The 24,752-nt window shown below is 61.5% G+C and carries 19 protein-coding genes; 8 read left to right on the top strand and 11 right to left on the bottom strand.

Annotated elements, in window-relative coordinates:
- Positions 1-21: 21 nt before the first annotated feature.
- Both ACU0FH_RS16215 and ACU0FH_RS16210 read right to left on the bottom strand, forming a co-directional pair.
- Positions 22-720: a fumarylacetoacetate hydrolase family protein gene (locus tag ACU0FH_RS16215; RefSeq protein WP_446195691.1), complete on the bottom strand. Its 699-nt coding sequence runs from the start codon at positions 718-720 to the stop codon at positions 22-24.
- Positions 717-1,754, bottom strand: a complete 1,038-nt coding sequence (locus ACU0FH_RS16210) for a cupin domain-containing protein (RefSeq protein WP_446195690.1) — start codon at positions 1,752-1,754, stop codon at positions 717-719. The genes ACU0FH_RS16215 and ACU0FH_RS16210 overlap by 4 nt, the downstream gene beginning before the upstream one ends.
- A gap of 400 nt (positions 1,755-2,154) precedes the next feature.
- On the opposite strand from ACU0FH_RS16210, the gene ACU0FH_RS16205 reads away from it, so the two are divergent.
- From ACU0FH_RS16205 to ACU0FH_RS16195, 3 genes are all read left to right on the top strand, one after another.
- A complete protein-coding gene (locus ACU0FH_RS16205) occupies positions 2,155-2,676 on the top strand; it encodes a hypothetical protein (protein WP_446195689.1) in 522 nt (173 codons plus the stop codon).
- Positions 2,677-2,958: 282 nt separating this feature from the next.
- Entirely contained in the window at positions 2,959-3,936 is a 978-nt protein-coding gene (locus tag ACU0FH_RS16200; RefSeq protein ID WP_446195688.1) for a response regulator, read from the top strand.
- A gap of 1 nt (position 3,937) precedes the next feature.
- Positions 3,938-4,294, top strand: a complete 357-nt coding sequence (locus tag ACU0FH_RS16195; RefSeq protein ID WP_446195687.1) for an Hpt domain-containing protein — start codon at positions 3,938-3,940, stop codon at positions 4,292-4,294.
- A gap of 67 nt (positions 4,295-4,361) precedes the next feature.
- Here the strand turns inward: ACU0FH_RS16195 and ACU0FH_RS16190 are convergent, their stop codons facing one another.
- From ACU0FH_RS16190 to ACU0FH_RS16170, 5 genes are all read right to left on the bottom strand, one after another.
- Positions 4,362-4,730, bottom strand: coding sequence for a response regulator (locus tag ACU0FH_RS16190; protein WP_446195686.1), 369 nt, complete (start codon positions 4,728-4,730; stop codon positions 4,362-4,364).
- Between the two features lie 2 nt (positions 4,731-4,732).
- Complete coding sequence (locus ACU0FH_RS16185; protein ID WP_446195685.1) at positions 4,733-6,181, bottom strand: PAS domain-containing sensor histidine kinase; 1,449 nt, start codon at positions 6,179-6,181, stop codon at positions 4,733-4,735.
- 44 nt (positions 6,182-6,225) lie between these two features.
- Positions 6,226-6,381, bottom strand: coding sequence for a hypothetical protein (locus tag ACU0FH_RS16180; RefSeq protein WP_446195684.1), 156 nt, complete (start codon positions 6,379-6,381; stop codon positions 6,226-6,228).
- A gap of 234 nt (positions 6,382-6,615) precedes the next feature.
- On the bottom strand, positions 6,616-9,480 hold the full coding sequence (locus tag ACU0FH_RS16175) for a CHASE domain-containing protein (RefSeq protein ID WP_446195683.1): 2,865 nt from the start codon (positions 9,478-9,480) through the stop codon (positions 6,616-6,618).
- Positions 9,481-9,618: 138 nt separating this feature from the next.
- On the bottom strand, positions 9,619-10,908 hold the full coding sequence (locus tag ACU0FH_RS16170; RefSeq protein WP_446195682.1) for an ArgE/DapE family deacylase: 1,290 nt from the start codon (positions 10,906-10,908) through the stop codon (positions 9,619-9,621).
- A 195-nt stretch (positions 10,909-11,103) separates the two neighbouring features.
- On the opposite strand from ACU0FH_RS16170, the gene polA reads away from it, so the two are divergent.
- The gene (gene polA / locus ACU0FH_RS16165) at positions 11,104-13,908 is read left to right on the top strand and encodes a DNA polymerase I (protein ID WP_446195681.1); all 2,805 of its coding nucleotides are present in this window, start codon (positions 11,104-11,106) and stop codon (positions 13,906-13,908) included.
- Positions 13,909-13,970: 62 nt separating this feature from the next.
- Here the strand turns inward: polA and ACU0FH_RS16160 are convergent, their stop codons facing one another.
- The 4 genes from ACU0FH_RS16160 to ACU0FH_RS16145 all read right to left on the bottom strand — a co-directional run bounded on the left by ACU0FH_RS16160 (position 13,971) and on the right by ACU0FH_RS16145 (position 17,961).
- Entirely contained in the window at positions 13,971-14,723 is a 753-nt protein-coding gene (locus tag ACU0FH_RS16160) for a hydroxypyruvate isomerase family protein (protein WP_446195680.1), read from the bottom strand.
- Between the two features lie 75 nt (positions 14,724-14,798).
- Positions 14,799-15,434: a bifunctional 4-hydroxy-2-oxoglutarate aldolase/2-dehydro-3-deoxy-phosphogluconate aldolase gene (gene eda / locus ACU0FH_RS16155; RefSeq protein ID WP_446195726.1), complete on the bottom strand. Its 636-nt coding sequence runs from the start codon at positions 15,432-15,434 to the stop codon at positions 14,799-14,801.
- A gap of 8 nt (positions 15,435-15,442) precedes the next feature.
- Positions 15,443-17,251, bottom strand: a complete 1,809-nt coding sequence (gene edd / locus ACU0FH_RS16150) for a phosphogluconate dehydratase (RefSeq protein ID WP_446195679.1) — start codon at positions 17,249-17,251, stop codon at positions 15,443-15,445.
- A 131-nt stretch (positions 17,252-17,382) separates the two neighbouring features.
- The gene (locus tag ACU0FH_RS16145; protein ID WP_446195678.1) at positions 17,383-17,961 is read right to left on the bottom strand and encodes a DUF1285 domain-containing protein; all 579 of its coding nucleotides are present in this window, start codon (positions 17,959-17,961) and stop codon (positions 17,383-17,385) included.
- Between the two features lie 78 nt (positions 17,962-18,039).
- Here ACU0FH_RS16145 and ACU0FH_RS16140 point away from each other — a divergent pair, with 78 nt between their 5' ends.
- Genes ACU0FH_RS16140 through ACU0FH_RS16125 form a run of 4 tightly spaced genes read left to right on the top strand, consistent with a single transcriptional unit; the run spans position 18,040 to position 24,729 of the window.
- Positions 18,040-19,047: an AAA family ATPase gene (locus ACU0FH_RS16140; RefSeq protein ID WP_446195677.1), complete on the top strand. Its 1,008-nt coding sequence runs from the start codon at positions 18,040-18,042 to the stop codon at positions 19,045-19,047.
- Entirely contained in the window at positions 19,044-19,919 is an 876-nt protein-coding gene (locus ACU0FH_RS16135; protein WP_446195676.1) for a DUF58 domain-containing protein, read from the top strand. Before ACU0FH_RS16140 ends, ACU0FH_RS16135 begins: the two co-directional genes overlap by 4 nt.
- Positions 19,916-22,687 (top strand): DUF4159 domain-containing protein, encoded by a 2,772-nt coding sequence (locus tag ACU0FH_RS16130; protein ID WP_446195675.1) that lies wholly within the window; start codon positions 19,916-19,918, stop codon positions 22,685-22,687. The genes ACU0FH_RS16135 and ACU0FH_RS16130 overlap by 4 nt, the downstream gene beginning before the upstream one ends.
- On the top strand, positions 22,684-24,729 hold the full coding sequence (locus ACU0FH_RS16125) for a hypothetical protein (RefSeq protein WP_446195674.1): 2,046 nt from the start codon (positions 22,684-22,686) through the stop codon (positions 24,727-24,729). The genes ACU0FH_RS16130 and ACU0FH_RS16125 overlap by 4 nt, the downstream gene beginning before the upstream one ends.
- The last annotated feature ends 23 nt before the right edge of the window (positions 24,730-24,752 follow it).

Genomic DNA, 24,752 nt, shown 5'->3' with positions numbered 1-24,752 from the left:
CCGCCCAGCGGCGGGTCGCCGTTATTCCGCGTCGCTCAGCGTCAGGCTGATCGTGTCCAGACCGTCGATACCGCCGGTGATCTTGTCGCCCGCCACAACCGGACCAACACCCGCAGGCGTGCCCGTCATGATCACGTCGCCGGGGCGCAGGTGATAGAATTTGGAAAGATCCATGATGATCTCGTCCAGCTTCCAGATCAGCTCGGCCAGCGTCGCGTCCTGCTTGACCTCGCCGTTCACCTCAAGATGGATACGCTTGCTGTCCATTTCGGACAGGTCACCGGCCTTGGTCAGCGGCGAGAAAACGGCACTGTCCTCGACATCCTTGCCCAGATCCCAAGGCCGCTGCTTTTCGCGCGATGCAATCTGAAGATCCCGCCGCGTCATGTCGAGCCCGCAGCCAAAGGCATAGATCGCCGCCTCGGCCTCTTCCTTGCTGGCCCGGAACACCGGCGCGCCGATTGCCATCACCAGTTCCATTTCATAATGAAAGTTCTTCGTGCCCGGCGGGTAAGGCATGGTCGCCCCGGTCAGCACCGCGTTGGCCGGCGACTTGGTGAAATAGAACGGCGCCTCGCGGTCGACCTCGAACCCCATTTCCGCAGCATGGGCGGCATAGTTACGCCCGACGCAAAAAATCCGGCCAATAGGGTATTCTGCCGTTTCGCCTTTGACCGGAATGGTCACGGGTTTTGGCAGGTCGAACAAAAGCTCACTCATTTGGCGCGCTCCTCATAGTATCCAAGTTTCTCCTGCAGCGGACGGTCGTGGATACGAACCAGAAACGCCTCGCTGTCGGCATGATGGGTGATGTCCGCAAAGACTGGCGCCGTAAAGGTGTCCTTGGGACCCCAGCTGATTTCTTCACCGTTTACCACCGTTTTCCCCGACCCCTTGATCACGTGGAAGGCAGCCGAGGTGGACCGCAGCGGCGGCGCATCACTCTGCCCGGCCTCCAGCATCATCGCGGTGAACCCCATCGTCGGCAAAACGTCCTGCCCGGTTTCGGGATTGATGTAATCGACCTCGGCAATGCCATCGTCACCCCACCGTGCCATTTCGCGAAGCGCCGCTTCTGTCCGCGCCCAGGGGTAACGCATCATCGGATAGCGTCGCACCGTGCTGTCCAGCCGCCGCGATGGAGCCAGACCTGCGGCGCGATATTCAACCTCGCTGGCATCGGGCCGGTTGCGCTGCGCCTGCAAGGGGGCTTCCTCGGCGTAAGACCCTTCGAGATATACGAAAAGCGGCAGATCAAGCGCGTCGAGCCAGACCACCGGCTCGCTGCCTTCATGACCATGATCGTGCCAGTCACCACCGGGTGTCAGCACCAGATCACCGTTTTCCATGGGAAGCTTTTCGCCATCGACCACGGTAAAGCCACCCTCGCCCTCGACAATTATGCGCGCAGCCGACGGAGTGTGGCGGTGCGCTGGGGCGGTCTCTCCGGGCAGCAAGAGCTGCATGCCAAGGTAGATCGAAGACGTCGCCTGCATCGCGCCTGTTCCGCGACCGGGGTCCGACAGGACCAGCACGCGGCGCTCGGCCTTTTCGACCGGGGTCAATTCACCGGCGCGCAGCAGAAGAGGACGTAACGAGTCATACGTCCAGTGACCCGGGCGCGTTACTGGTTTCGGTGCGCCATGCGGCAGCACGTTCCGCATCATCGGCCACAGCGGCGCGACGCCCGCGCTTGCCATATCGTTGCGGTAATCCTCCGGCAGCTCTTCGAGCGTTCCCAATTGTTCGGACATGATCCCCTCCTCGAATCTTAATTAAGGTGCATACTTACTATATGCATGCATGTCAATCCACTCGCAGCGAATCAGCCATTTTCCGCCAAACCAAATACTAAAAATTTATCGTTAACGCGTCGGTAACGAACTTGGGGCTCACTTGTCCAACGCGAAACGGGCCGTGTTGAAATCAGCTTCGCGTCGTTGAAATCAGCTTCGCGTCGGGAGACGTTCGAGTGGTCTTAGGTATGATCATAGCCGCCATGGCAGCCGCATTTCTGTCAGCAGGCTGGGCCCTGCTCAGCGGATATGGACTGGTTACAGCACTTCTTTTCTATATGGGAGCCGGCTCAGGCACATTGCTGGTCCTCGCCTTGGCCACCCACGTCCGGACACATCTTTCGCGGATCTACCACGCGTGGCGGGGTTCTGCCGCAAAACCCGTCAGCGCAGGCCGCCACTCCTGAAAATTCGCGTCGCGCATTTTCCGCACCTTGCATTTCCGATAAAGGCCGCGTTGTTATCGCAACGAATTCAAGACCAAAGGACAACGCCTGCTGTGCCGCCCAAAAATATTGCCAGAACGGGTGTTTCCAGCCTTATCGAACCTGCGGCGATGGCCATGACGTTGATCCTGGCGCTGGGGATCGCCTATGGCACCCTCAGCCCCGCACCCGAAATCCCGAGCTTGCCCGGCAACGACAAGGCCAACCACTTTCAGGCCTTCCTGGTTCTGACCCTGCCAACAGCGATTCTTGCACCACGACGGATGGTGTGGATAGTCCCGATGATCGTTGCTTTTGGCGGGGCAATTGAATTGATCCAGCCCTTTGTCGGACGCGATCGCGAATTCGGCGACTTCGCAATTGATTGCCTTGGTTGTATTGCGGGCATTGCGATCGGATGGATTATCCGGCGCCTCGTCTCTTTTTGTAACTAGCTGAAAACCCTAAATTTTAAGGCGCGCCAGTTTCTCCAGTCAATTTACTTTGAAATTCTGGTTCATCGAATCCGACGCGAATCAAAGCAGGTGAAGTGATTCGTCACTTTTAGCTGAATTGCTTCTTTAAAAGCCCAATCGCCCGCCACATTCGCGCCTCAATGTTTTGTAGAAATAAAGCAACGGCCTGTATTCAGAAAAGAGAATCGCGGGTGACAAACGGGCAGAAGCTACTGTCCAGAAATCAGAATTTGCTTTCAAGGCAAGGGAACGAGGCTAAAAATGCGTGTACTGGCAGTAGATGACGATCCGATCATCCTCGAACTGCTCGCCGAGCTTCTCGCTACTTTTGGCGATCACGACATAACGACCGCAGACTCTGCTCTGGCGGCGCTGGAAATCGTCAAAGATCCTGCTTGCGAACCTTTCGACTGTTTCCTGCTCGACATCCAGATGCCCGAAATGGACGGTATCCAGCTCTGTTCGCGGCTTCGTCTTATGGATCGCTACGTCGCCACGCCGATCCTCATGATCACCGCCATGTCGGACAAGGCCTATATTGACAATGCCTTCACCGCCGGCGCCACCGACTATGTCACCAAGCCTTTCGACATCACGGAACTGAAATTCCGCATCAAAAGCGCCGAAGACAGGCTGATCACCACCGACGGCGCGGCTAAGAAGATCTTTGCCGTCAGCCGCAACGACATCCCGCAGGAACCGGTCAAGGTCTCCCTGAACGAACCTGTCACGATCATGGATGTGGACGGGGTCATCGACTATTTCGCATTTGAAAACTACATCACGCAGCTCTCGCGTGGCTCGCTTTTCGGCTCGACCGTCTTTGCCTTCTCTATCCGCCGGATCGAGCAACTCTATCGCGAAAGCACACCTTTCGGGTTTGAATGCCTGATCACTGATACGTCCGAGGCGATCTCGGATTGCCTCAAGCCGCAGCAATTCCTGATCGCTTATGCCGGGAATGGCACTTTTGTCTGCGTTGTCGAAAACGGTTACCGCCCGGATCTGAACAATCTGACCGATGCGATCAACCTTCAGATCCACCAGATGGATTTGCATTTCTGCGATGGCCGAAAGCTTGATTTCCGTGTCTGCCCGGGTGAGGCGCACCGCCTGATCTGGCGTGCCGGTCGCAATGCGATCGACGCGGTTATCGATGCCCATGCCAGCGCCGAGGAAGAAGCGCTGCGCCGCGAGAAAGCACAAGAAAGCTACTGGCTGGCTGAACGGGCAGGCTGAAATGATGGATGAACAGATGATCCCGGGAATCGGCCGCATCCGCGCACGTTTCCTCGACATGCTTCCCGACCGCCTCAACGAGCTTGAGGAATTCTTTGCCGAGATGGACGAAGACTCGCTCGACATGGAAGCGCTCGACCAGAGCCAGGGCATCCTGCACAAGATCGCGGGTACGGCCGGAACGCTCGGCCTTCAGGAATTGGGCGACATGGCCCGCACCTGTGAAAACAATATCGTCGGACTGATGAAAAAAGGGACACCCGATCTTGAGCAGGTGTTCATCGACCTGGGCCGCTTTTTCGCTATAGCCGAAGAAGCGCTCGAAGATTGGCCGGTGGCGCAGGCGAAATACGCCTGATCCCGCCCCCAAACGAAAAAGGCGCGCCAGTTAAACGGCGCGCCTTTTTCGTTGGACTGAAATCCCGTCAGCCGCGAAGCGCCGCCATGATCTGATCGCCAAGGGTGATCGGATCAAAGGGTTTCACCACGACCGTCAAAGCCGACTGCGCCTTCAATTCCTCGATCTCCGAAGGTTGCGCCCGCGCGGTCATGAAGATGGCAGGCGTGTCCTGCAAGCCCTCGATCTTACGCAGATGCTGCAAGGTCGTCGGACCACTCATGCCCGGCATCATCACGTCCAGAAGAAGCACTTCGGGTTTGAACTCGGGTGCCCGTTCGATGGCTTCCTCCCCCGACGGGCATTGAATGATCTCGAATTGTCCCGAAAACTCCAGCGCCATCTTGGCAACTTCCCGGATATCCTCGTCGTCTTCGACATGCATTAATCTAAGCATCGTTAAGCGCCTTCCACCTGCTTATCCCCGTCCCGTTCATCGGCGTCGTAAATCGACCCGACTTCGACCAGCGGGAACTCAACAAAAAACGTCGAGCCTTCGCCCAGTCGGCTGACGAAATCGATCGACCCGTTTTGCTCGTCCATGATCGCACGGGCAATGTTTAGCCCAAGCCCCGTGCTCGCAACTCCGCGGCGTGACCCCGAGGCCGCCTGCGTGAACCGCTCGAAAATACTGGCCTGCGCGGCCTCGTCGATCCCTTCGCCAAAATCGCGTACGCTGATCCGCATCCGGTCATTGACCCGCTTCATCGCCACTTCGACACGGCCGCCCGGAGGCGAGAACTTGGCCGCGTTGGACAAGAGGTTCGTCAGAACCTGCAGCGTCCGCCCGAAATCAAAACTGGCCGTCGCATCGCGGTCCGCTTCCATCAAGGAAACCGATACATCGAAACGGTTGGCAAATTGTTCATTCGCGGCGATCGCTTCCTCGACCACCACGACCAGCGGCATGACCTGCATGTCGAAATCCATCTGGCCAGCGGCGATCTTCTCGATATCGAGGATGTCGTTGATGATCATCACCAGCCGGTCCGCGTTGCGATAGGCGATGCTCAGCATGCCGCGCGCTTTCTCCGGCAACTCACCAGCCGCGTTCGACAGCAAAAGCCCCATGGCGCCCTTGATCGACGTCATCGGCGTGCGCAGCTCGTGGCTGATCGTGGCGAGCAATTCTGCACGCACGCGCTCAATCTCGGCCTGTTCGGTCTTGTCCCGAAGAATGGCGACGATAATGCGTTTCCCGGCGGGCGCCTTGTATAATTGTAGCCTCAGCTCATAGGGAACTTTAAACAGGACGGCATCGTAATGGACCTGGTCCGTCTTGCCGTCGAGCAGCGGCGCAATGCGTTGCACAAAACCATCGAAATCCTTCTCACTGAACACCTTGCGCAGGTTCCAGTTTTCATAGCCCGACTCGTTCGTCTTGGCACGCCGCATTGCTGCTTCGTTCATATAGGTGAACGAAAACGTATCTGAATCGATCATGTAGACTTCATCAGACAGCTTGTGCAGCGTTGTCGTCAGATCGTTATGATGATCCGCGAACTTGCTTTCCGAGATATCGCTCCGGATCGAAATCGCGCCAACCAGCGCGCCCTCGGAGTCGCGGCGCGGCACGATAGTAGCCTGCGTCCACATCACCGATCCGTCCTTGCGCAACAGACGCATCTCGCCCGTCCAGGCCTGACCGTCATTGATCTTGTCGCGAATCTCAAAGGCCTTCGGCCTGTCACGCTCATGATAAAGCGAGCTTGCCGATTGGCCGATCAGGTCTGAACTCGAAAACCCGGTAGCCGATAGGAGGCAGTCATTTACTTCGATGATCTTCGCTTGCAAATCGGTGATCTGGATCATCGCATGCTGGTCCAAAGCCGCAATATCCATCAACATTTTTGATGTGTACGATGAGTTTTCGTGATTCGCATGCATGCGCTTCATATGCTCACTAAAAAGATAGCCGTAAACACGCTACCCGTTTGTTTGCTCCAAAATTTAGCCTCCGGTGCAAATGCGCCGCTGCCTGCAAGGATAGACAGGGCAGCAGCCAGAATGGCGGCGCCTTGTCCGGGGACGAACTTGGAAAAGTTCATGTGATTCCTGCCCCTGTCCTCTGCGGCGGCCGGTGATTTCTTCACCGTCACTTTCTTATGCTCGGAGACCAACAAACCAAATATAACCGATCAATTGTCTTTGAGCCGGACTACCCGACCAAGAGCGCAATTTGGGGTCCAGATAATGTCAAAAATTGGAAATGTTCAAAAACAATCCAATAAAACCTGACGGCCGGAGATTACAAAAGTTGCGCTCCCTTACTCAAATATTTCCTAACCATTCGCTGCCGTAGAGGCAAGCGCACCGTTATCATTTTGAGAATCTCTCAGATAGCGTGGCATTGTGAACCAGAAAACCGTCTCTTCGCCAAGCTCGCTGTCATAGCCGATCTCGCCGCCCATGTGGTTGATCATCCGCTTGCAGATACTCAACCCAAGACCCGTCCCCCCCTTTTCACGGGTGTCTGTGCTATCGACCTGCGAAAACGGCTGGAAGATCTTGGTACGGAAGGAATCCGGCACGCCGCGGCCCCGGTTGCGCACTGAAAACAGCACGTCTTCGCCCCGGACCTCGCCCTTGACGTAAACCGTGCCTTTGCTCTCCGAAAACTTGCACGCATTTGAAATGAGGTTATCAAAGACCTGCGCGATCCGCGCGGTATCGGTCCAGATGGTGCAGTCCTCTTCCGGCGGGTCGAATTGCAGGGTAACGCCCAGATTGTCCGCGTAGCAAAGCATCTGGCTTTCGGCATCCTTCATGACCTCCGAAACCATTTCTTCGGAAAAATTGAAAGTCATCCGACCGGATTCAATCTGCTCCATGTCAAGAATATCGCTGACGAGCCCGATCAGCCGTTCCGCGTTGGACTGCGCCATGTCCAAAAGTCGTTTGGCTGGCGGGGCGATGTAGTCCGCGGTCGATGCCTCAAGCAATCCCAAGGCCCCGCGGATTGCCGTCAGCGGTGTGCGCAGCTCGTGGCTCACCGTCGCAACGAACTCGCTCTTGATCTTTTCCACATGCTTCTTCTCGGTGATGTCACCAATCTGCATGATATAGATGTCCTCGTCGATCTGGTCGTCATGGGTCCAGCCAACATCGACCATCCCCCAGAACCTCGACCCGTCCTTACGGATGATCTGGCATTCCGTTTCAAAGGAATGCGCCCCGCTGGCCTTCAGACGCGCGACCTCCGGAATGATCCGCTCGGAATCCTCGCGCGAGATCAGGTGGACGAAATTGCGCCCGCCCTCCATCTCGTCCTTCTTGTAGCCGACCATCTGACAGAGCGCTTCGTTCACCATCGTGAAATGGCCATTCACGTCGATCACCGCGTTGCCGATAGGCGCGCTGGAAAAGATCAGCCGGAACCTTTCCTCGCTGCTGCGTAGCGATGCCTGCGCAAGAAGCTCCTCGGTCACATCGGTCTGCGCCCCGACAAGCCGCATCGCCCGTCCTTTGACATCGCGATCAACCACGGCCGCGTCCGACCGCATCCAACGCCAGCTCCCCTCAGGGGGCTTCAGCCGGTAAAGTGACAGCGACCGGTCAGTCTCACCCTTGATACAGGCTTGATCAGAGGCGAGCAGCGCGGGCAGATCGTCGGGATGAACCCTGGACATGAAATGCTCCTGCAGGGATTCGTTTGGGATTCCATCATCAATCTGCATCAGCCGTCGCCAGCTTGCCGAGACAGCGGATTTACCGGTTTCGAGATTAATGTCGAAAACCCCGATTTCAGCCCCACGCAGCGCCAGATCCCAGCGCCGTTCGGTTTCCGCCACCTGTTCATGCGCGCGTTCAAGCGCGGTGATGTCGCGCAGGATGAATGTCGTGCGATCTGCGCCTTCGGCGGTTTTCCAATGACTCTTGCCAACGCCCAGTATCCGCGCGCCGTTTTCGACCGGAACATTCTGGATCTCGTCCGCTTCCGGCACGGTTTCGAGTTCGGGGACGACATCCACAATCTTGGCACCGGACACTTCGGTCCGGGATTTACTCATGATCTTGCAAGCGATCTCGTTGCAGCGGATCACCCGATGGTCGCCATCGATGGTAACAAAGCCGACAACAGCGTTCTCGATGATCGCCCGGTTTTCCTCTTCGCGGGTCTTCAGCGCATGGGTCTTCTCGATGACTTGCTGCGTAATCACCTGTTCCCGCCGCGAGATCGTCCACAGGAGGAAGCCGATAAGCGAAGTAAGCACCAGCCCCGCCAACAGGATGATCAGATCGAAATGGTCGGTCTGGGTCGCCTCGTAGTTCTGGCTGCTCGACCATTCGATCGTCCATGTCCGGCCAAAGGCCTCGATCAGCTCGACCTCCCGGAACCTTGCCGCCTCCCGGTCGAACCCCTCGGGGGCCGAGTCATAGATCAGATGCTCCGGCGCCACGACAGAACTCTCGAAAACGCGGAACTCGAACTCGTGATGTTCAAGGCTCGTCAAACCGGAAAGAAAATTCTCCCCGATGAACGGCATATAAACCCAGCCACGAAACGCGGCACGCCGCTGGTCCTGCGTGTTCGTCTCCAGATCCGGCCAGTATAACGGCATCAGCAACAGGAAACCCGGCTTGCCGATCCCATCCTGCACCAGTTGCAGGCTCGGCGTCAGCAGGGGCGTCCCTGTATCGCGGGCGATCACCGCCGTTTTGCTGCGGGTTTCGTCGAAATTCAGATCAAGTCCGATGGCATCCGAATTCTCGTCCTGCGGTTCGATATACTTGACGATGAAAAGCGGATCGGCCCCCGTGTCCGGATGGACCTGCAGGTTCGGCTGCCCATGCGCTGCCGCCTCGGCGATGAATGCATCGAGATCTTCGCGCGCTACCTGTTCGATATACCCAAGGCCAAGAATACCCGGCAGGTAGTTCCGGATCGCCATCTCGGACATAAAGCGTCGCAGGTCATCCCGTTCGACCGTTTGTGAGCCGGAAAACAACCCTGCAAGCCCGGCAAGAGCCGAGCGACACGAATTCATCCGGTTCTGCAATGCATCCCGATGATAGGCCGTAATCGCGGCGAAATCTTCCCTCGCTCCAAAGGTACGCTGATCCGACACAAAGCGATAAACCCCAAGCGTCGTCAGAACACAGACGATCAGGATGCCGACATTCGCCGTTCGTGTATCGAATCTCAAACTGAACAACCTCGAAATCCGGGAAAATAACGCCGGGAAAAGGACTTAATCTTCGTTATATAAACCCCACTCCTAGGGTGAAGACGCAAAATCCTTTCCCCCATCAGTGTGACATTCCCATCGCACGCTAAAGGCTTTTTAAAGGCGCTCCAGCCCGCACCAGTTCGCGATGAAGAGCGCGGTGGCCTGGGTCACACGCCGCAGACTTTCCAGGTCGACGCGCTCGTTGAAACCGTGGATCGCCTCGGAAGCCGGACCGTAGACCAACGCAGGCGTATCCGCGTAAAGACCAAAGAACCGGGCATCGGTCGTTGCGGTCAGCGGCACCTGTTTCAATGCCGTCCCATTCACCCCGTCATGCGCGGCCTCAAGCGCGCTGATCGCGCGTTTCGCCCTCTCGCTGCCATCGTCGCCCAGCGCATAGCCCTCGGCATGGAAGCCGTGATAAATCACATCCGGCAAGCTGTTGCGAAGAAATGCGTTTTTCTGCGCGGCCTCACGAATGACCGTCTCGATCTCGGCCTTGCAACTCTCGATATCCTGACCGGGAAAGATTCCCATCCGCAGGTCCAGCACGCACCAAGCGGGCACCGAACTCGCCCAGTCGCCGCCTTGGATCTTGCCGATATTCAGGTTCAGCGGATGGTGGACATGTTCGTAGGCGCCATGCCGGTGCTCGGCCCCGTTCCAGCGTTCCTCCATCTCGCGCAGGGCGGCGATGATCGGAATCGCCGCTTCGATGGCATTGGCCCCCTCGCCCGCATAAGCCGCATGGGTCGGCATGCCCCTCAGATGCACCTGAAACCAGATCACCCCAAGCTGCGCACAGGCCAGCATTTCATCGAATGGTTCCGGGATAAGCGCCGCATCCGCCCGATAGCCCCGTTGCAGGCAGGCCAGCGCCCCGTTTCCGGTACATTCCTCTTCGACCACCGATTGAAAGAAAACGTCCCCCGCCGGGCCCATTCCGCAATCACGCAGCGCATCAAGCGCGAAAAGGTTCGACGCGATCCCCGCCTTCATGTCCCCGGCGCCGCGCCCATACATCCATCCGTCGTCGATGCGTGGCTCGAAAGGCGGCGTATCCCACATGTCGAGAGGCCCCTCGGGCACCACATCCACATGCCCGTTCAGAATCAGCGAGGCACCGCCCGAACTGGCCCGCCGTGTGCCCACGACGTTCACCGCATCCTCGTAATTCCCGATCACCGGCGAAAACCCCGGCATGTCGCGGATATCCTCGACCTTCACCTGCCAGCGGTCGACCTCGTAGCCGCGCGTTTCCAACTCTCCCGCGATGAAATCCTGTGCGCTCTGCTCATTGCCCCGCGTCGACGGGTGCGAGGTCAGCTCCGCCAGAAACGCGACCTCCTCGTCGAAAAGCGCATCCACCGCCTTCATGATCCGGGTCTTGTCCACCGCTTCCATCTTTGCATCCCGCGCGTTGTCTTACCCTGCCAAGTGACCGCGTCCCGCGGCCCGGCGCAAGCCCCCAAGGCAAGGGTCCAGCTAGCGTGTGTCGCGAACACCCCCGGCAAGCCGTCGAAATGCGCAAGATCAGCGATTGCCCCTCGCGCGCGGATACGGGATAACTCGGCCAATGACCGACCAAAGGGGGCCAACGTGACCAAGACGCAATTCGGCAAGGGATGCCATCTGCACCTGATCGACGGGTCCGCCTTTATCTTCCGCGCCTATCATGCGCTGCCGCCGCTGACCCGCAAATCAGACGGCTTGCCCATCGGCGCGGTCTCGGGTTTTTGCAACATGCTGCAACGCTATGTCGAAGACAGCACTGGTCCCGATGCGCCGACCCATGTGGCGGTGATCTTCGACAAGGGCAGCCATACGTTCCGCAATGACATGTACGACCAGTACAAGGCCAACCGTGAAGCCATGCCCGAGGACCTGCGCCCGCAGATCCCGCTGACCCGCGAGGCCACCATCGCTTTCAACATCGCCTGCGAGGAAATGGAAGGCTACGAGGCCGACGACATCATCGCCACTCTCTCCTGCCAGGCCCGCGACCTTGGCGGCCGGGTGACGATCATCAGTTCCGACAAGGACCTGATGCAGCTGGTCGGCGACGGCGTCGAAATGCTCGACGCGATGAAGAACAAGCGCATCGACCGTGACGGTGTCTTCGAGAAATTCGGTGTCTTCCCCGAGCGTGTGGTGGACGTGCAGGCCCTCGCCGGAGATTCGGTCGATAACGTGCCCGGCGCGCCCGGTATCGGCATCAAGACCGCCGCGCTGCTGATTAACGAATTCGGCGATCTCGAATCCCTTCTCGACCGTGCCGAGGAAATCAAGCAGCCCAAGCGCCGCCAGACCCTCATCGACATGCGAGAACAGATCGAACTGTCGAAAAAGCTCGTCCAGCTCGACTGCGAGACGCCGCTTACCTTCACCCTCGACGATCTCGAAGTCCGCGATCCGGACGCTGAAAAGCTGATGGAGTTCCTGACCCGCATGGAATTCCGCACGCTCACCAAACGCATCGCCGACAAGCTCGACGTCGAGGCCCCAACCATTCCCGAACCGCCCGCCGAACAACCCGGTGAGGACGCACCGGAAATGCCCGCCTTCGACAAGGCCCAGCATGATTGCGTGACCGACACCGCCGCGCTGGAGACCTGGATCGCGCGCATCCGCGAACGCGGGCACGTCGCCGTCGATACCGAAACCACCGGTCTCAATGAAATGACCGCCGATCTGGTCGGCATCTCGCTCTGCGTCGACCCCGGCCATGCCTGCTACATCCCGCTGACCCACAAGGATGGGAAGGCCGGTGATCTCTTCGGCTCCGATGGGCTGCTCGACGGCCAGATCCCCCTGCAAGAGGCGCTCGACCTGCTAAAACCGGTGCTCGAGGATCCCGCCATCCTCAAGATCGGCCAGAACATGAAATACGACGCCAAGATCTTTGCCCGCAACGGCATCGACATCGCGCCGATCGACGACACCATGCTCATGTCCTACGCGCTGCACGCGGGCGAACATAACCACGGCATGGATGTCCTCTCCGAACGCTATCTCAACCACACGCCGATCCCGATCAAACCGCTGCTCGGCACCGGCAAATCGGCGATCACCTTCGACAAGGTCCCGATCGAGGATGCCACCCCCTACGCGGCCGAGGACGCGGATATCACCCTGCGCCTCTGGCAGACCTTCAAACCGCAGCTGCACCGCGCCCGCGTCACCACCGTCTACGAGACCATGGAACGCCCGATGGTGCCGGTGCTCGCGCAGATGGAGATGCACGGAATCAAGGTCGACCGCGACACACTCTCGCGCATGTCCAACGCCTTTTCGCAGAAAATGGCCGGGCTCGAGGCCGAACTCTACGACCTTGCCGGTCACGAATTCAACGTGCAATCCCCGGCGCAGGTCGGCGCGATCCTTTTCGAAGAGATGAGCCTCGAGGGCGGCAAGAAAACCAAGACCGGCCAGTGGTCCACCCCCGCCGATGTGCTCGAAGACCTCGCGACCTTGCATGATTTCCCCGCCCGAGTGCTTGATTACCGCCAGCTGCAAAAGCTGAAATCGACCTATACGGACGCGCTGCAGAACCACATCAACGCCGACACCGGCCGCGTCCACACCTCCTATTCCATCACCGGCGCCAACACCGGGCGCCTCTCCTCCAACGAGCCCAACCTGCAAAACATCCCGGTCCGCTCCGAAGAAGGCCGCCGCATCCGCGAAGCCTTCATCGCCGAGCCGGGCAACACCCTGCTCTCGCTCGACTATTCCCAGATCGAGCTGCGCATCCTCGCCCATATCGCTGACATACCGGAACTCAAACAGGCCTTTGCCGACGGCATCGACATCCACGCGCTCACCGCGTCGGAAATGTTCGACGTGCCGCTCGATGAAATGACCCCCGACATCCGCCGTCAGGCCAAGGCGATCAACTTCGGCGTGATCTACGGCATCTCCGGCTTCGGCCTCGCCCGCAACCTGCGCATCCCAAGGGCCGAGGCGCAGGGCTTTATCGACCGCTATTTCGAACGCTTCCCCGGCATCCGCGCTTACATGGATGACACCATCCAGTTCGCCAAGGACAATGGCTACGTGCAAACCCTGTTCGGTCGCCGCATCCACACGCCCGAGATCAACGCCAAGGGTCCGCATGCCGGCTTCGCCCGCCGCGCCGCGATCAACGCCCCGATCCAGGGCACCGCCGCCGACGTGATCCGCCGCGCCATGACCCGGATGCCCGCCGCGCTGAAAGATCTGCCCGCCCGCATGCTGCTGCAGGTCCATGACGAACTGCTCTTCGAAGTCCCCGACGACCACGTCGACCAGACCATCGAAAAAGCCCGCGAGGTCATGGAATCCGCCGCTCTCCCGGCGGTCGATCTCGCCGTGCCGCTGACCGTCGATGCGGGACGCGGACAGAACTGGGCCGAAGCGCACTGATCCTTCTTTGGGTCTGAAAATATCCCGGGGAGTCCGCGCCAGCGGACGGGGCAGAGCCCCCGCTACCGCATCCAGCCAAGGCTGTCCTTGGTCAGTTTCGTCCTCGGGTGATACTCGGCGCTGACCCAGCCTGCATAGCCGGTCGCGTCCAGCATCTCGAAAAACCCCCTGAAATCGAAATGGCCGCCCCCGGGCTCCACCCGGCCCGGCACATCGCCGATCTGCACATGGCGCACCAGCGGCGCGACCCGGTCCCAGACCGCCAGCGCATCTCCATGGATGACCTGCGCATGATAGGTGTCGAACTGCAGCCCGACATTGTCGCGCCCCACCCGGGCCAATACCTCCGCCGCAAGGTCGAAATCGCTCAGCACATAGCCCGGCTGGTCGGTGCGGTTCAGCGGTTCGATGGTGAATTGCTGCATCGGCGCCATATCCGCCGCCCATTGCAGGTTCTGCACCAATACATCCACCGCCGCCGGGTCTTCGCTGTACCCCGCCATCAGGTGGATTACGCCGGGATGGAATTCCCCGGCAAAACGCATGACCCGGCGCATGTCATACTGGAACCGCGCTTCGCTCCCCGGTACGCCTGCGAACCCCTGATCTCCGCCAGTATAATTCGGCGGCGGCGCATTGATCAGAACCAGTTCGAGATCGTTTGAGATCAGCGCACGCCGGGTTTCCCCAGCCGGGAATTCATAAGGAAACAGGATCTCCACGGCCCGGAATCCCGCCCGGGCCGCTGCTTCGAATCTTTCCAGATAGGGAAACTCGGTAAACAGCAACGACAGGTTCGCGGCAAATCTCGGCATGAAGGCTCCAACACTCGTTCACCAAGTCGTAACCTGTGATTGCAGCCAAATCACGCTCAGATTGCGCGGCCACGATCAAAGCGTGCTGGCTTCTTTCGCAAGCGTCTCGATCCGCGCCCAGTCCCCGGCCTCGACCGCATCGCCCGGTGCCACCCAGCTGCCCCCGGCGCAGACCACGTTCGACAGGCCAAGATAGCTCGGCGCGTTCGACAGGCTGACGCCCCCGGTCGGGCAAAAGGAAATCTGAGGCAGCGGCGCGCCGATGGCCTTCAGCGCCGGTGCCCCGCCCGAGGCTTCGGCGGGAAAGAACTTCATCATGTCATAGCCCCGCGCCAGCAGCCGCATCGCCTCGGTGGCGGTCGCCGCCCCCGGCAAAAGCGGCAGATCCTCGGCCTCGCAGGCTGCGAGCAATTCGTCAGTCGCGCCGGGCGATACGCCGAATGTCGCCCCGGCATCCTTGGCCGCTCGCACATCCTCTGCCGTCACCAGCGTTCCGGCTCCGACAATGCCGCCCGTCACCCCGGACATCTCGCGGATCACGTCCAGTGCCGCCGGCGTGCGCAGGGTCACTTCCAGCACCGGCAGCCCCCCGGCCACCAGCGCCTCGGCCAGAGGCCGGGCCTTCGCGGCATCCTTGACCACCAGCACCGGCACGATCGGCGCGGTCTGGCAAATTTCGCGCGTGCGGCGGCTCGCTTCGCTTCCGGTCATCGACATGTTCAAACTCCAAATACGGTTGCGCCGGTATCGGCCGCGCCGACGGTGCGCCGAAAGACCGAGAAAAGCTCGCGCCCTGTTCCGAATTCATTGGCCGAAAGGTCCGGCACGACCGGATCACGGTCCATCACGCCTTCCGTCAGGATTTCCAGCTCTCCGGTATTCGCGTCGACCCGCAGCATATCCCCGTCACGCAACCGCGCAATCGGCCCGCCGTCCAGCGCCTCGGGGCAGACATGGATCGCCGAGGGCACCTTGCCCGAGGCCCCGGACATCCGGCCATCGGTCACCAGCGCCACTTTCAGCCCACGCCCCTGCAAGACCCCCAGCACCGGCGTCAGCGAATGCAGCTCGGGCATCCCGTTCGCCTTGGGCCCCTGAAAGCGCACGACTACAATTGTGTCCTCGGTGAACTCCCCGGCGCGAAATGCCTCCTTAACCGCATCCTGATCGTGGAAGACACGCACTTTCGCCTCGACGGCGCGATGCTCCGGTGCCACGGCAGAGATCTTCATAACTGCCGTCCCGAGCGAGCCCGCCAGTCGTTTCAACCCGCCCGTCGGTTGGAACGGATCGCTTGCAGGCCGCAGGATCTTTTCGTTCAGGCTCTCGCCCGAACCGGCTTCCCAGACCAGCGTGTCGCCCTTCAGCTTGGGTTCCGCCGTGTAATGCTCAAGCCCCTGCCCCGCGACGGTTTTGGTATCGGGATGCAGCATCCCTTCTTTCAGCAAATCGCCGATCATATAGCCAAGCCCGCCTGCCGCGTGGAAATGGTTCACATCGGCCAGACCGTTCGGATAGACCCGCGCCATCAGCGGCGTCGCATCGGACAGTTCCGAGAAATCCTCCCAGTCGAGCACGATCCCCCCGGCCCGCGCCATCGCCACCAGATGGATCAGCAGGTTGGTCGACCCGCCCGTCGCGTTCAGCCCGACGATCCCGTTCACAAAGGCGCGTTCATCCAGAATATCGCAGGTCGGCGTATAATCATTGCCCAGCGCGCTCAGCGACAGCGCCCGCCGCGCGCCTTCCTGTGTCAGCGCATCGCGCAAACCGGTATTGGGCGTGACAAAGCTGGAGCCGGGCAGGTGCAGGCCCATGAACTCCATCAGCATCTGGTTGGTGTTGGCCGTGCCGTAAAAGGTGCAGGTCCCCGGCCCGTGATAGGCCGCCATCTCCGCCGCCATCAATTCTTCGCGCCCGACTTCGCCGGCAGCGAACTGCTGACGCACCTTGGCCTTTTCGTCGTTGCTGATGCCGCTGGTCATCGGACCGGCGGGCAGAAACACGATGGGCAGATGCCCGAATGCCTGCGCCGCGATCACCAACCCCGGCACAATCTTGTCGCATACTCCAAGGAAAACCGCCGCATCGAAAACGTTATGCGACAGAGCCACCCCAGTCGCCATCGCGATGGCATCGCGCGAAAACAGGCTCAGCTCCATCCCCGCCTCGCCTTGGGTAACCCCGTCGCACATGGCAGGCACCCCGCCCGCCACCTGAGCCGTCCCGCCGACCGAGCGCGCGGCCGTGCGGATCAGCTCGGGAAACCGCTCAAACGGCTGATGCGCCGAAAGCATATCGTTATATGCCGTCACGATCCCGAGATTACCCGCAGAACCGGTAGCAAGCTCTTCCTGGTCCTCGCCCGCCGCCGCATAAGCATGCGCTTGTCCGCTACACGAAAGATGCGCCCGCGCCGGACCTTGCTCTCCGGCGGCCCGCATCCGTTCAAGATAGGGCTGCCGGGTCGGCGCGCTGCGTTCGATGATCCGCTCGGTCACGCGAGCGACGGTAGAATTCAGGGCCATGATAGCTTCCTCACCTTCGGTTCTGGCTGCACGGCGATGATCGTCCTGTTTTCAGGCATCAAGATGTTAGCGATAACAAACCTTAATCCGTTGAGAAAATCAACCCGTCCCACCCGAATTTGCCGGATAGATCAGGCAGGCAGGTCCTTGGACGGGATGATCGGAAAGAACTGACCTCCCGACCAGATGCCAAACCAGTCCTCGTGATGTTCGCCCACCTCGACCAGCCGGTAAAAGCTCTTGCGATCGATCAGCGCCTCGAGATTGGCGCGTATCAGCACATAGGGCGACGGTTCGCCGGTCTCCGGGTCCCGCTCAACGCGAATCGGATGGTCCGGCCCGGCCATCGCGGTGTCGCCCACATTGGTGGTAAAGGTCAGAAACTGATCACGCCCTTCACCTTTGGTTTCAAAATCCACCGCCACAAAAGGCGCGTCCTCGACCGTGATGCCGACCTTTTCGACCGGCGTCACAAGGAAATACTTGTCGTCTTCCTTCTTGAGAATCGTCGAAAACAATCGCACCAGTTCGGGCCGCCCGATGGGCGTACCAAGGTAGAACCAGGTGCCATCGCGGGCGATCGTCATGTCCAGATCGCCGCAAAACTCGGGATCCCAAAGATGAACCGGCGGCAATCCGCGCGTCTTTGCGGCTCGGATCGAGGCAGCGATGCCTTCGGCTGACGGGGTAACGGCATTTTGTCCGCTCATAGCTTTTGCCATTTCCTTTCTGCACGATACACTGAGTAACAGTCATACAGGTCATATACGTCGCCCGAAAGGAAAGTCATGTCCGATACCTCAGATCTGGTTGCCGAGATCGAGGCGCTGGAAAGCAAACTGGCCGAAGCCAAGCAATCCATCACGCGCCGTTTCATCGGTCAGGAACGGGTCGTCGACCTGACTCTCGCCGCCCTGCTCTGCGGCGGTCACGCGCTGCTGATCGGCCTTCCCGGGCTTGGGAAAACCCGCCTTGTCGAAACGCTTTCGACGGTAATGGGCCTTGATGGAAACCGTATCCAGTTCACCCCCGACCTGATGCCCGCCGATATTCTCGGCTCCGAAGTTCTGGACACCTCCGCCGATGGCACGCGGAATTTCCGTTTCGTTCCGGGGCCGATCTTCTGCGAATTGCTGATGGCGGACGAAATCAACCGCGCCAGCCCGCGTACCCAGTCAGCGCTGCTGCAGGCCATGCAGGAACGGGTCGTGACCGTCGCCGGGGCTGACCGTGACCTTGGCCTCGCCTTCCACGTTCTGGCCACCCAGAACCCCATTGAACAAGAGGGCACTTATCCTTTGCCCGAAGCGCAGCTCGACCGTTTCCTCGTCCAGATCGACGTGAACTATCCCGACCGCGACACCGAGCGCGACATCCTCCTCGCCACCACCGGCGTGAGCGAAGACAAGGCGACAGCGGTCTTTACCCGCGACGAATTGCTGGCCGCCCAGACCCTGCTGCGGCGCATGCCGGTGGGCGAATCGGTGGTGGAAATGATCCTCGATCTGGTCCGCGCCTTCCGTCCGGACGAACCGGATGCCTCTGAACGGGTGCGCGATACCGTCGCATGGGGCCCCGGCCCGCGTGCCGCGCAGGCCCTGATGATGACCGTCCGCGCCAGCGCCATGCTGCAGGGACGCCTCGCGCCCAGCGCCGAGGATGTGATCGACATGGCCCGTCCGGTTCTCAGCCACCGTATGGCCCTGAACTTTGCCGCGCGCGCCCGCGGCGACAGCCTTGCCGAACTCATAGAAACCACCGCGACAAGCCTGACGCGGACCGAGGCTGCTGCGTGACACAATCAAACGCCCTTCGCCATCGTGCCGAAGCCGAGGCGAGTCGACTACCCCCGCTGCTTGCGCGCGCCGACCATCTGGCCGGCACCGTGCTGCTGGGCGATCACGGCCGCCGTCGCGCAGGCATGGGCGATGATTTTTGGCAATACCGTCCTGCCCAGATCGGCGACAGCCGCCGCATGATCGACCACCGCCGCTCGGCGCGCGGCGATCACCAGTTCGTGCGGGAGCGTGAATGGCAGATCGCACAATCGGTCATGCTCTGGGTCGATCAGGGCGCATCGATGCGCTTTTCCTCGGACACCCATCTGGAAACCAAGGCCGACCGTGCCCGGCTGCTCGGGCTTGGCATCGCCATCCTTCTGGTACGCGGCGGCGAACGCGTCGGCCTGACCGGCACGGCCCTGCCGCCCCGGCGCGGAAAAGCGCAGATCATGCGGCTCGCCGAAAGTTTCAGCGTCGACTCCTCAGAAGATTACGCACCCCCCGAGCACCGCGCCATGATCCCCCATGCCCGCGCGCTCTTTATCTCCGATTTCATGGGCGACATGTCCGAGGTCCGGCTGGCGCTCACCAAGGCCGCCGATCGGGGTGTGCGCGGCGTGCTGATGCAGGTGCTGGACCCCTCCGAGGAACAGTTCCCCTTTCGCGGCCGCACCATCTTTGAAAGCGTCGGCGGTTCGCTGCGCCACGAAACGCTCAAGGCCAACGACCTGCGCGACCGCTATCTCGAGCGCCTGCACGAAAGGCGCGAAGAGCTGAGCCAGCTCTGCCGCCTGACCGGTTGGCACTATGGCACGCATCACACCGGCGACTCGGCGCAATCGGCGCTGCTCTGGCTCTATCGCGCGCTGGACAGGGGCACATCATGACCGTTCTCGCCGGTATCGGCTTTTCCGCGCCTTGGCTTCTGCTGGGGCTGCTGGTCCTGCCCATCCTCTGGCTGATCCTGCGCGCCGTGCCGCCCGCGCCGATACGGCGACGGTTTCCCGGCGTCGCACTTCTGCTTGGCCTCAAGGATGACGAATCCGTTTCCGACCGCACGCCGTGGTGGCTTTTGCTGCTGCGGATGCTGGCCGTTGCCGCGATCATCATCGGCCTTGCCGGTCCCGTGCTGAATCCGAACCGCGCCGAAACCGGGTCCGGCCCGCTGCTCATCGCGCTCGACGCAAGCTGGGCAGGCGCAACCCAATGGACCGACAAGATCGACCTGATCGACGCCCAGCTGACCGAAGCCGCCCGCGCGGGCCGTCCCGTCGCCATCCTGCGCCTGACGAACCCGGAAGAGGTCAAATTCCAGTCCGCCGATACCTGGCGCAACCGGCTCGCCGGGCTGAACCCGGCCCCGTGGAGCCCGAGCGAAGCGCAGATCACCTCCATCATCGCCAGCCTGCCGGACCCGGCTCAGGGGTTCGACACCCACTGGCTCAGCGACTCCCTCGATTATCCCGGCCGCGCCCGCCTGACCGAGGCATTTGGCGAACGCGGCGCCCTGCGCGTCTACCAGACCGGCAATTCCGTCATGGGCCTCGCCCCCGTAACGTTTGAGGACAGCGCCATTCAGCTGACTGCCCGCCGCTCGCAGCCCGGACCGGAACGCGAGATCACCATTCTGGCCGAGGGTCGCGACCCCGCAGGCACCGCCCGCACCCTCTCGCAGGCCACCGCCACATTTGCCGATGGCGACACCACGGCTACCGCCGAGCTGATCCTGCCGTCGGAACTGCGCGCCCGCATCACCCGGTTTGAAATCCGTGGCCAGCGCGCCGCCGGGGCTGTCACCCTCACCGATGATGGTCTACGGCGCCGCGAGGTCGCGCTAATCGCGGGTCGTGACGACCGCGAAGGTCTGCAACTGCTCTCACCGCTGCACTATCTCGAACAGGCACTGATCCCCACTGCCGACCTGCTCGACGGCGCGCTGATGGACGTTCTGCCCGCCAACCCGGACGTGATCGTGCTCGCTGACGTGGCCACGCTTGCCCCCGGCGAGCAGACCGCACTGACCGAATGGGTCGAAGAAGGCGGGCTGCTGCTCCGCTTTGCGGGCACACGCCTCGCAGCAAGCGACATTTCCCGCAATGAGGAAGACACGCTGATGCCGGTCCGCCTGCGTGCCGGTGGCCGCAGCGTCGGTGGCGCGATGAGCTGGGGAGAGCCGAAATCGCTCGATGCCTTCCCGCCGGAATCGCCATTCTACGGGTTGCATGTGCCCGAAGATGTCACCGTCTCCGCGCAGGTCATGGCCCAGCCCGACCCCACATTGGCCGACCGGGTCATTGCCCGTCTGACCGATGGTACGCCTCTGGTCACCCGCAAGATGATCGGTCAGGGACAGGTCGTGCTGTTCCATGTGACGGCCAATGCGGAATGGTCTTCGCTGCCGCTGTCCGGTCTCTTTGTCGAGATGCTGGAACGGCTCGCCGTGTCCTCCACCGCCAAGACGCCCGAGGCCGCCGATCTCGAAGGCACGGTCTGGACTCCGCTCCAGATCATGGACGGGTTCGGCGCGCTTTCCGATGCCTCGACCATGCCCGGCGTCGACGGACCGGCCCTCGTGGCAAGCCCCACCGGCCCCGATCTGCGCCCCGGTCTCTACCGCAACGGCGACCGGCGTCTGGCGCGTAACGTGCTCACCGGCGATAGCGAACTGACCCCGGCCACATGGCCCGCCGACGTGCCCGTCGAAGGTCTCGCCGTGCAAGAGGAACAGCCGCTTGGCGGGGCGCTCCTAAGCCTCGCGATCCTGCTTCTCGCCGCCGATATCGTCGCCTCGCTGGCGCTGTCGGGCCGTCTCGCGCTGTCCCGCGCCGGTGCCGCCGCGCTGGCGGGCCTGCTGCTGTTCCAGCCCGGCGACCTGCACGCCCAAGGTACCGAAGACCCCGACACTTTCGCCATCGAGGCGACCTCGGAACTGGTGCTTGCCCATGTGCTGACAGGCAACGAACAGCTGGACGAGGTGGCGCAGGCCGGGCTGCGCGGGCTGGCCGATACGCTCTACTTCCGCACCTCGGTCGAACCCTCTGTGCCGATGGGCATCGACCTCGAAACCGATGAGCTGGCGTTTTTCCCACTGCTCTACTGGCCGATCACCCCCGATCAGCCAATCCCCTCGCAAGAAGCCTATGCCAAGCTGAATACCTACCTGCGCTCCGGCGGCATGATCCTCTTTGATACCCGCGATGCGGACACCGCCCGTTTTGGCACGTCGAGCCCGAACGGACGCAAGCTGGAGGAACTTGCCGCGCCGCTCGATATTCCACCGCTCGAACCGCTGCCCGCCGATCACGTGCTGACGCGGACCTTTTACCTGCTGCAGGACTTCCCCGGTCGCCATACCAGCCGCGATGTCTGGGTCGAAGCCGCGCCGCCGGATGCCGAACAGATCGAAGGCATGCCCTTCCGCAATCTCAATGACGGGGTGACCCCGGTGGTGATCGGCGGCAATGACTGGGCCGCTGCATGGGCCGTCGACTCTCAGGGACGCGCGCTGCTGCCCGTGGGCCGCGGCTTTTCCGGCGAACGCCAGCGCGAACTGGCCTATCGCTTTGGCGTAAACCTCGTAATGCATGTGCTGACCGGTAACTATAAATCCGATCAGGTCCATGTTCCCGCCCTCCTCGACAGGCTTGGACAATGACCGGAACCGTTCTTTTTGATCCGCTGATCCCCTGGCCCCTGCTGGCCGGGCTCGCCGTGCTGGCCTTTGCCGGCATCGTGCTCGCGCTCTGGCGCGGGCTTTCCGGCTGGGCGCTGCGTGGCCTTGCTGCGCTAGTGATCCTCGGGGCGCTCGCCGGTCCGGTCTACCAGGAAGAAGATCGCGCGCCGCTTTCCGACATCGTGATCCTGCTTGAAGACGAAAGCGCCAGCCAGCGCCTGTCCGACAGGCCCGAACAACTGGCCAGCGCCGTCGAAGAGCTTACCGGCGAACTTGCCGCCCGCGACAACACCGAAATTCGCCGCGTGCAGATCCCCGATGGCGAAGGCGATACCGGCACCCGCATGATGACGGCGTTGACCGAGGCGCTGGCCGAGGAACCTCGCGCCCGCATCGCCGGGATCGTCGCGCTCAGCGACGGGCGGGCCCATGATCTCGACATGACGCCTGACCTGCCGGCGCCGATGCACCTGCTGCTGACCGGGCATGAAACGGACTGGGATCGCCGCCTGATCGTGCGCAACGCCCCGGCCTTTGCCATCATCGGCGAACCCGTCACGCTGACCCTGCGGGTGGAAGACAGCGGCGCGGCCCCGGCAACAGGTGCCACAGCACCGCTTGAAATCTCGGTCGACGGCGGGGAACCACAGAGCTTTGACGTGCCCATCGGTCAGGACATCGACCTGCCGCTCACCCTGCCCCATGGCGGGCGCAACGTCATCCAGTTCACCGTCCCCGAAGCGGAGGGCGAGTTGACCGACCGCAACAACACGGCCCTGATCCAGATGAACGGTGTGCGCGACCGCCTGCGGGTGCTGCTGGTTTCAGGCGAACCGCACCCCGGTGGCCGCACATGGCGCAACCTGCTGAAATCGGACAGTTCCGTCGATCTCGTCCATTTCACCATCCTGCGCCCACCCGAGAAACAGGATGGTGTGCCGGTGGGCGAGCTTTCCCTCATCGCCTTTCCCACCCGCGAGCTGTTTCTGGAAAAGATCGACGATTTCGACCTGATCATCTTTGACCGCTACAAGCGGCGGGGCATCCTGCCAGCGCTCTACCTCGACAACGTGGCGGAATATGTGAACAAGGGCGGTGCCGTCCTTGTCGCGGCCGGTCCTGATTTTGCCAGCGCCGACAGTATCTTCCGCTCCCCCCTCGAACGGGTGCTGCCCGCCGAACCGACCGCCCGGGTGATCGAACAGCGCTACCGCCCCGAGATCACGGATCTCGGCCAGCGCCACCCGGTCACCAGCGATTTCCAGGGCGCCGATACCTGGGGACCCTGGCTACGCCAGATCGAACTCGAACCGCGTTCGGGCAATATCGTCATGTCCGGCATCGACGACCGGCCACTGCTGATCCTCGACCGCGTTGGCGAAGGTCGTGTCGCCCTGCTTGCATCCGACCACGCGTGGCTCTGGAATCGCGGCTACGAGGGCGGCGGCCCGCAGCTTGAACTGCTGCGCCGCCTCGCTCACTGGATGATGAAGGAACCCGAACTCGAGGAAGAGGCGCTCTGGGCCGAGGTCACATCGGGCCAGACCTTGAAGATCATCCGCCGCACGCTCGAAGAGGAAATCGGCGAGGTCACCATCACCAGACCCGATGGCACGACCGAAACCATCACGCTGGAAGAGGTCAGCCCGGGCCGTTTCGAGAGCACCTATGAGGGCGCGGATATCGGTCTCTACCGGCTGGCCGAGGGCGAACGTGAGGCGGTGATTGGCCTTGGCCCCGCAGCGCCGCGCGAATTCGAGCAGACCATCGCCACCGATACAGTGCTTGCGCCCGTGATCGAACCGATGCGCGGCGGTGTCTTCCGCATCGAAGACCAGATTCCCTCACTGCGCGACATCCGGCCCGGCCGTCCCGCCTCGGGCCGGGGCTGGATCGGACTTACGCCGCGCGACGCCTATGAAACCCGCGATGTCACCCAGATGGCCCTGCTGCCGCCTTGGCTGGTGCTGCTGATCGCCTCGGTCCTGATCGTCGGCGGCTGGCTGCGCGAGGGCCGGCGCTGAACCGGGCTCCACCGCATTCGGTT

Source organism: Heliomarina sp. (assembly GCF_052826185.1).
Note: the sequence above shows the minus strand (reverse complement) of the source record. Positions and strands in the feature narration are given on the sequence as shown.

Bases quoted from the DNA above. Each gene is read 5' to 3' on its own strand.
- ACU0FH_RS16215 (WP_446195691.1), bottom strand. From the start codon at position 720: ATGAGTGAGCTTTTGTTCGACCTGCCAAAACCCGTGACCATTCCGGTC.
- ACU0FH_RS16210 (WP_446195690.1), bottom strand. From the start codon at position 1,754: ATGTCCGAACAATTGGGAACGCTCGAAGAGCTGCCGGAGGATTACCGC.
- ACU0FH_RS16200 (WP_446195688.1), top strand. From the start codon at position 2,959: ATGCGTGTACTGGCAGTAGATGACGATCCGATCATCCTCGAACTGCTC.
- ACU0FH_RS16195 (WP_446195687.1), top strand. From the start codon at position 3,938: ATGATGGATGAACAGATGATCCCGGGAATCGGCCGCATCCGCGCACGT.
- ACU0FH_RS16190 (WP_446195686.1), bottom strand. From the start codon at position 4,730: ATGCTTAGATTAATGCATGTCGAAGACGACGAGGATATCCGGGAAGTT.
- ACU0FH_RS16185 (WP_446195685.1), bottom strand. From the start codon at position 6,181: ATGTTGATGGATATTGCGGCTTTGGACCAGCATGCGATGATCCAGATC.
- ACU0FH_RS16180 (WP_446195684.1), bottom strand. From the start codon at position 6,381: ATGAACTTTTCCAAGTTCGTCCCCGGACAAGGCGCCGCCATTCTGGCT.
- ACU0FH_RS16170 (WP_446195682.1), bottom strand. From the start codon at position 10,908: ATGGAAGCGGTGGACAAGACCCGGATCATGAAGGCGGTGGATGCGCTT.
- ACU0FH_RS16160 (WP_446195680.1), bottom strand. From the start codon at position 14,723: ATGCCGAGATTTGCCGCGAACCTGTCGTTGCTGTTTACCGAGTTTCCC.
- eda (WP_446195726.1), bottom strand. From the start codon at position 15,434: ATGACCGGAAGCGAAGCGAGCCGCCGCACGCGCGAAATTTGCCAGACC.
- edd (WP_446195679.1), bottom strand. From the start codon at position 17,251: ATGGCCCTGAATTCTACCGTCGCTCGCGTGACCGAGCGGATCATCGAA.
- ACU0FH_RS16145 (WP_446195678.1), bottom strand. From the start codon at position 17,961: ATGAGCGGACAAAATGCCGTTACCCCGTCAGCCGAAGGCATCGCTGCC.
- ACU0FH_RS16140 (WP_446195677.1), top strand. From the start codon at position 18,040: ATGTCCGATACCTCAGATCTGGTTGCCGAGATCGAGGCGCTGGAAAGC.
- ACU0FH_RS16130 (WP_446195675.1), top strand. From the start codon at position 19,916: ATGACCGTTCTCGCCGGTATCGGCTTTTCCGCGCCTTGGCTTCTGCTG.
- ACU0FH_RS16125 (WP_446195674.1), top strand. From the start codon at position 22,684: ATGACCGGAACCGTTCTTTTTGATCCGCTGATCCCCTGGCCCCTGCTG.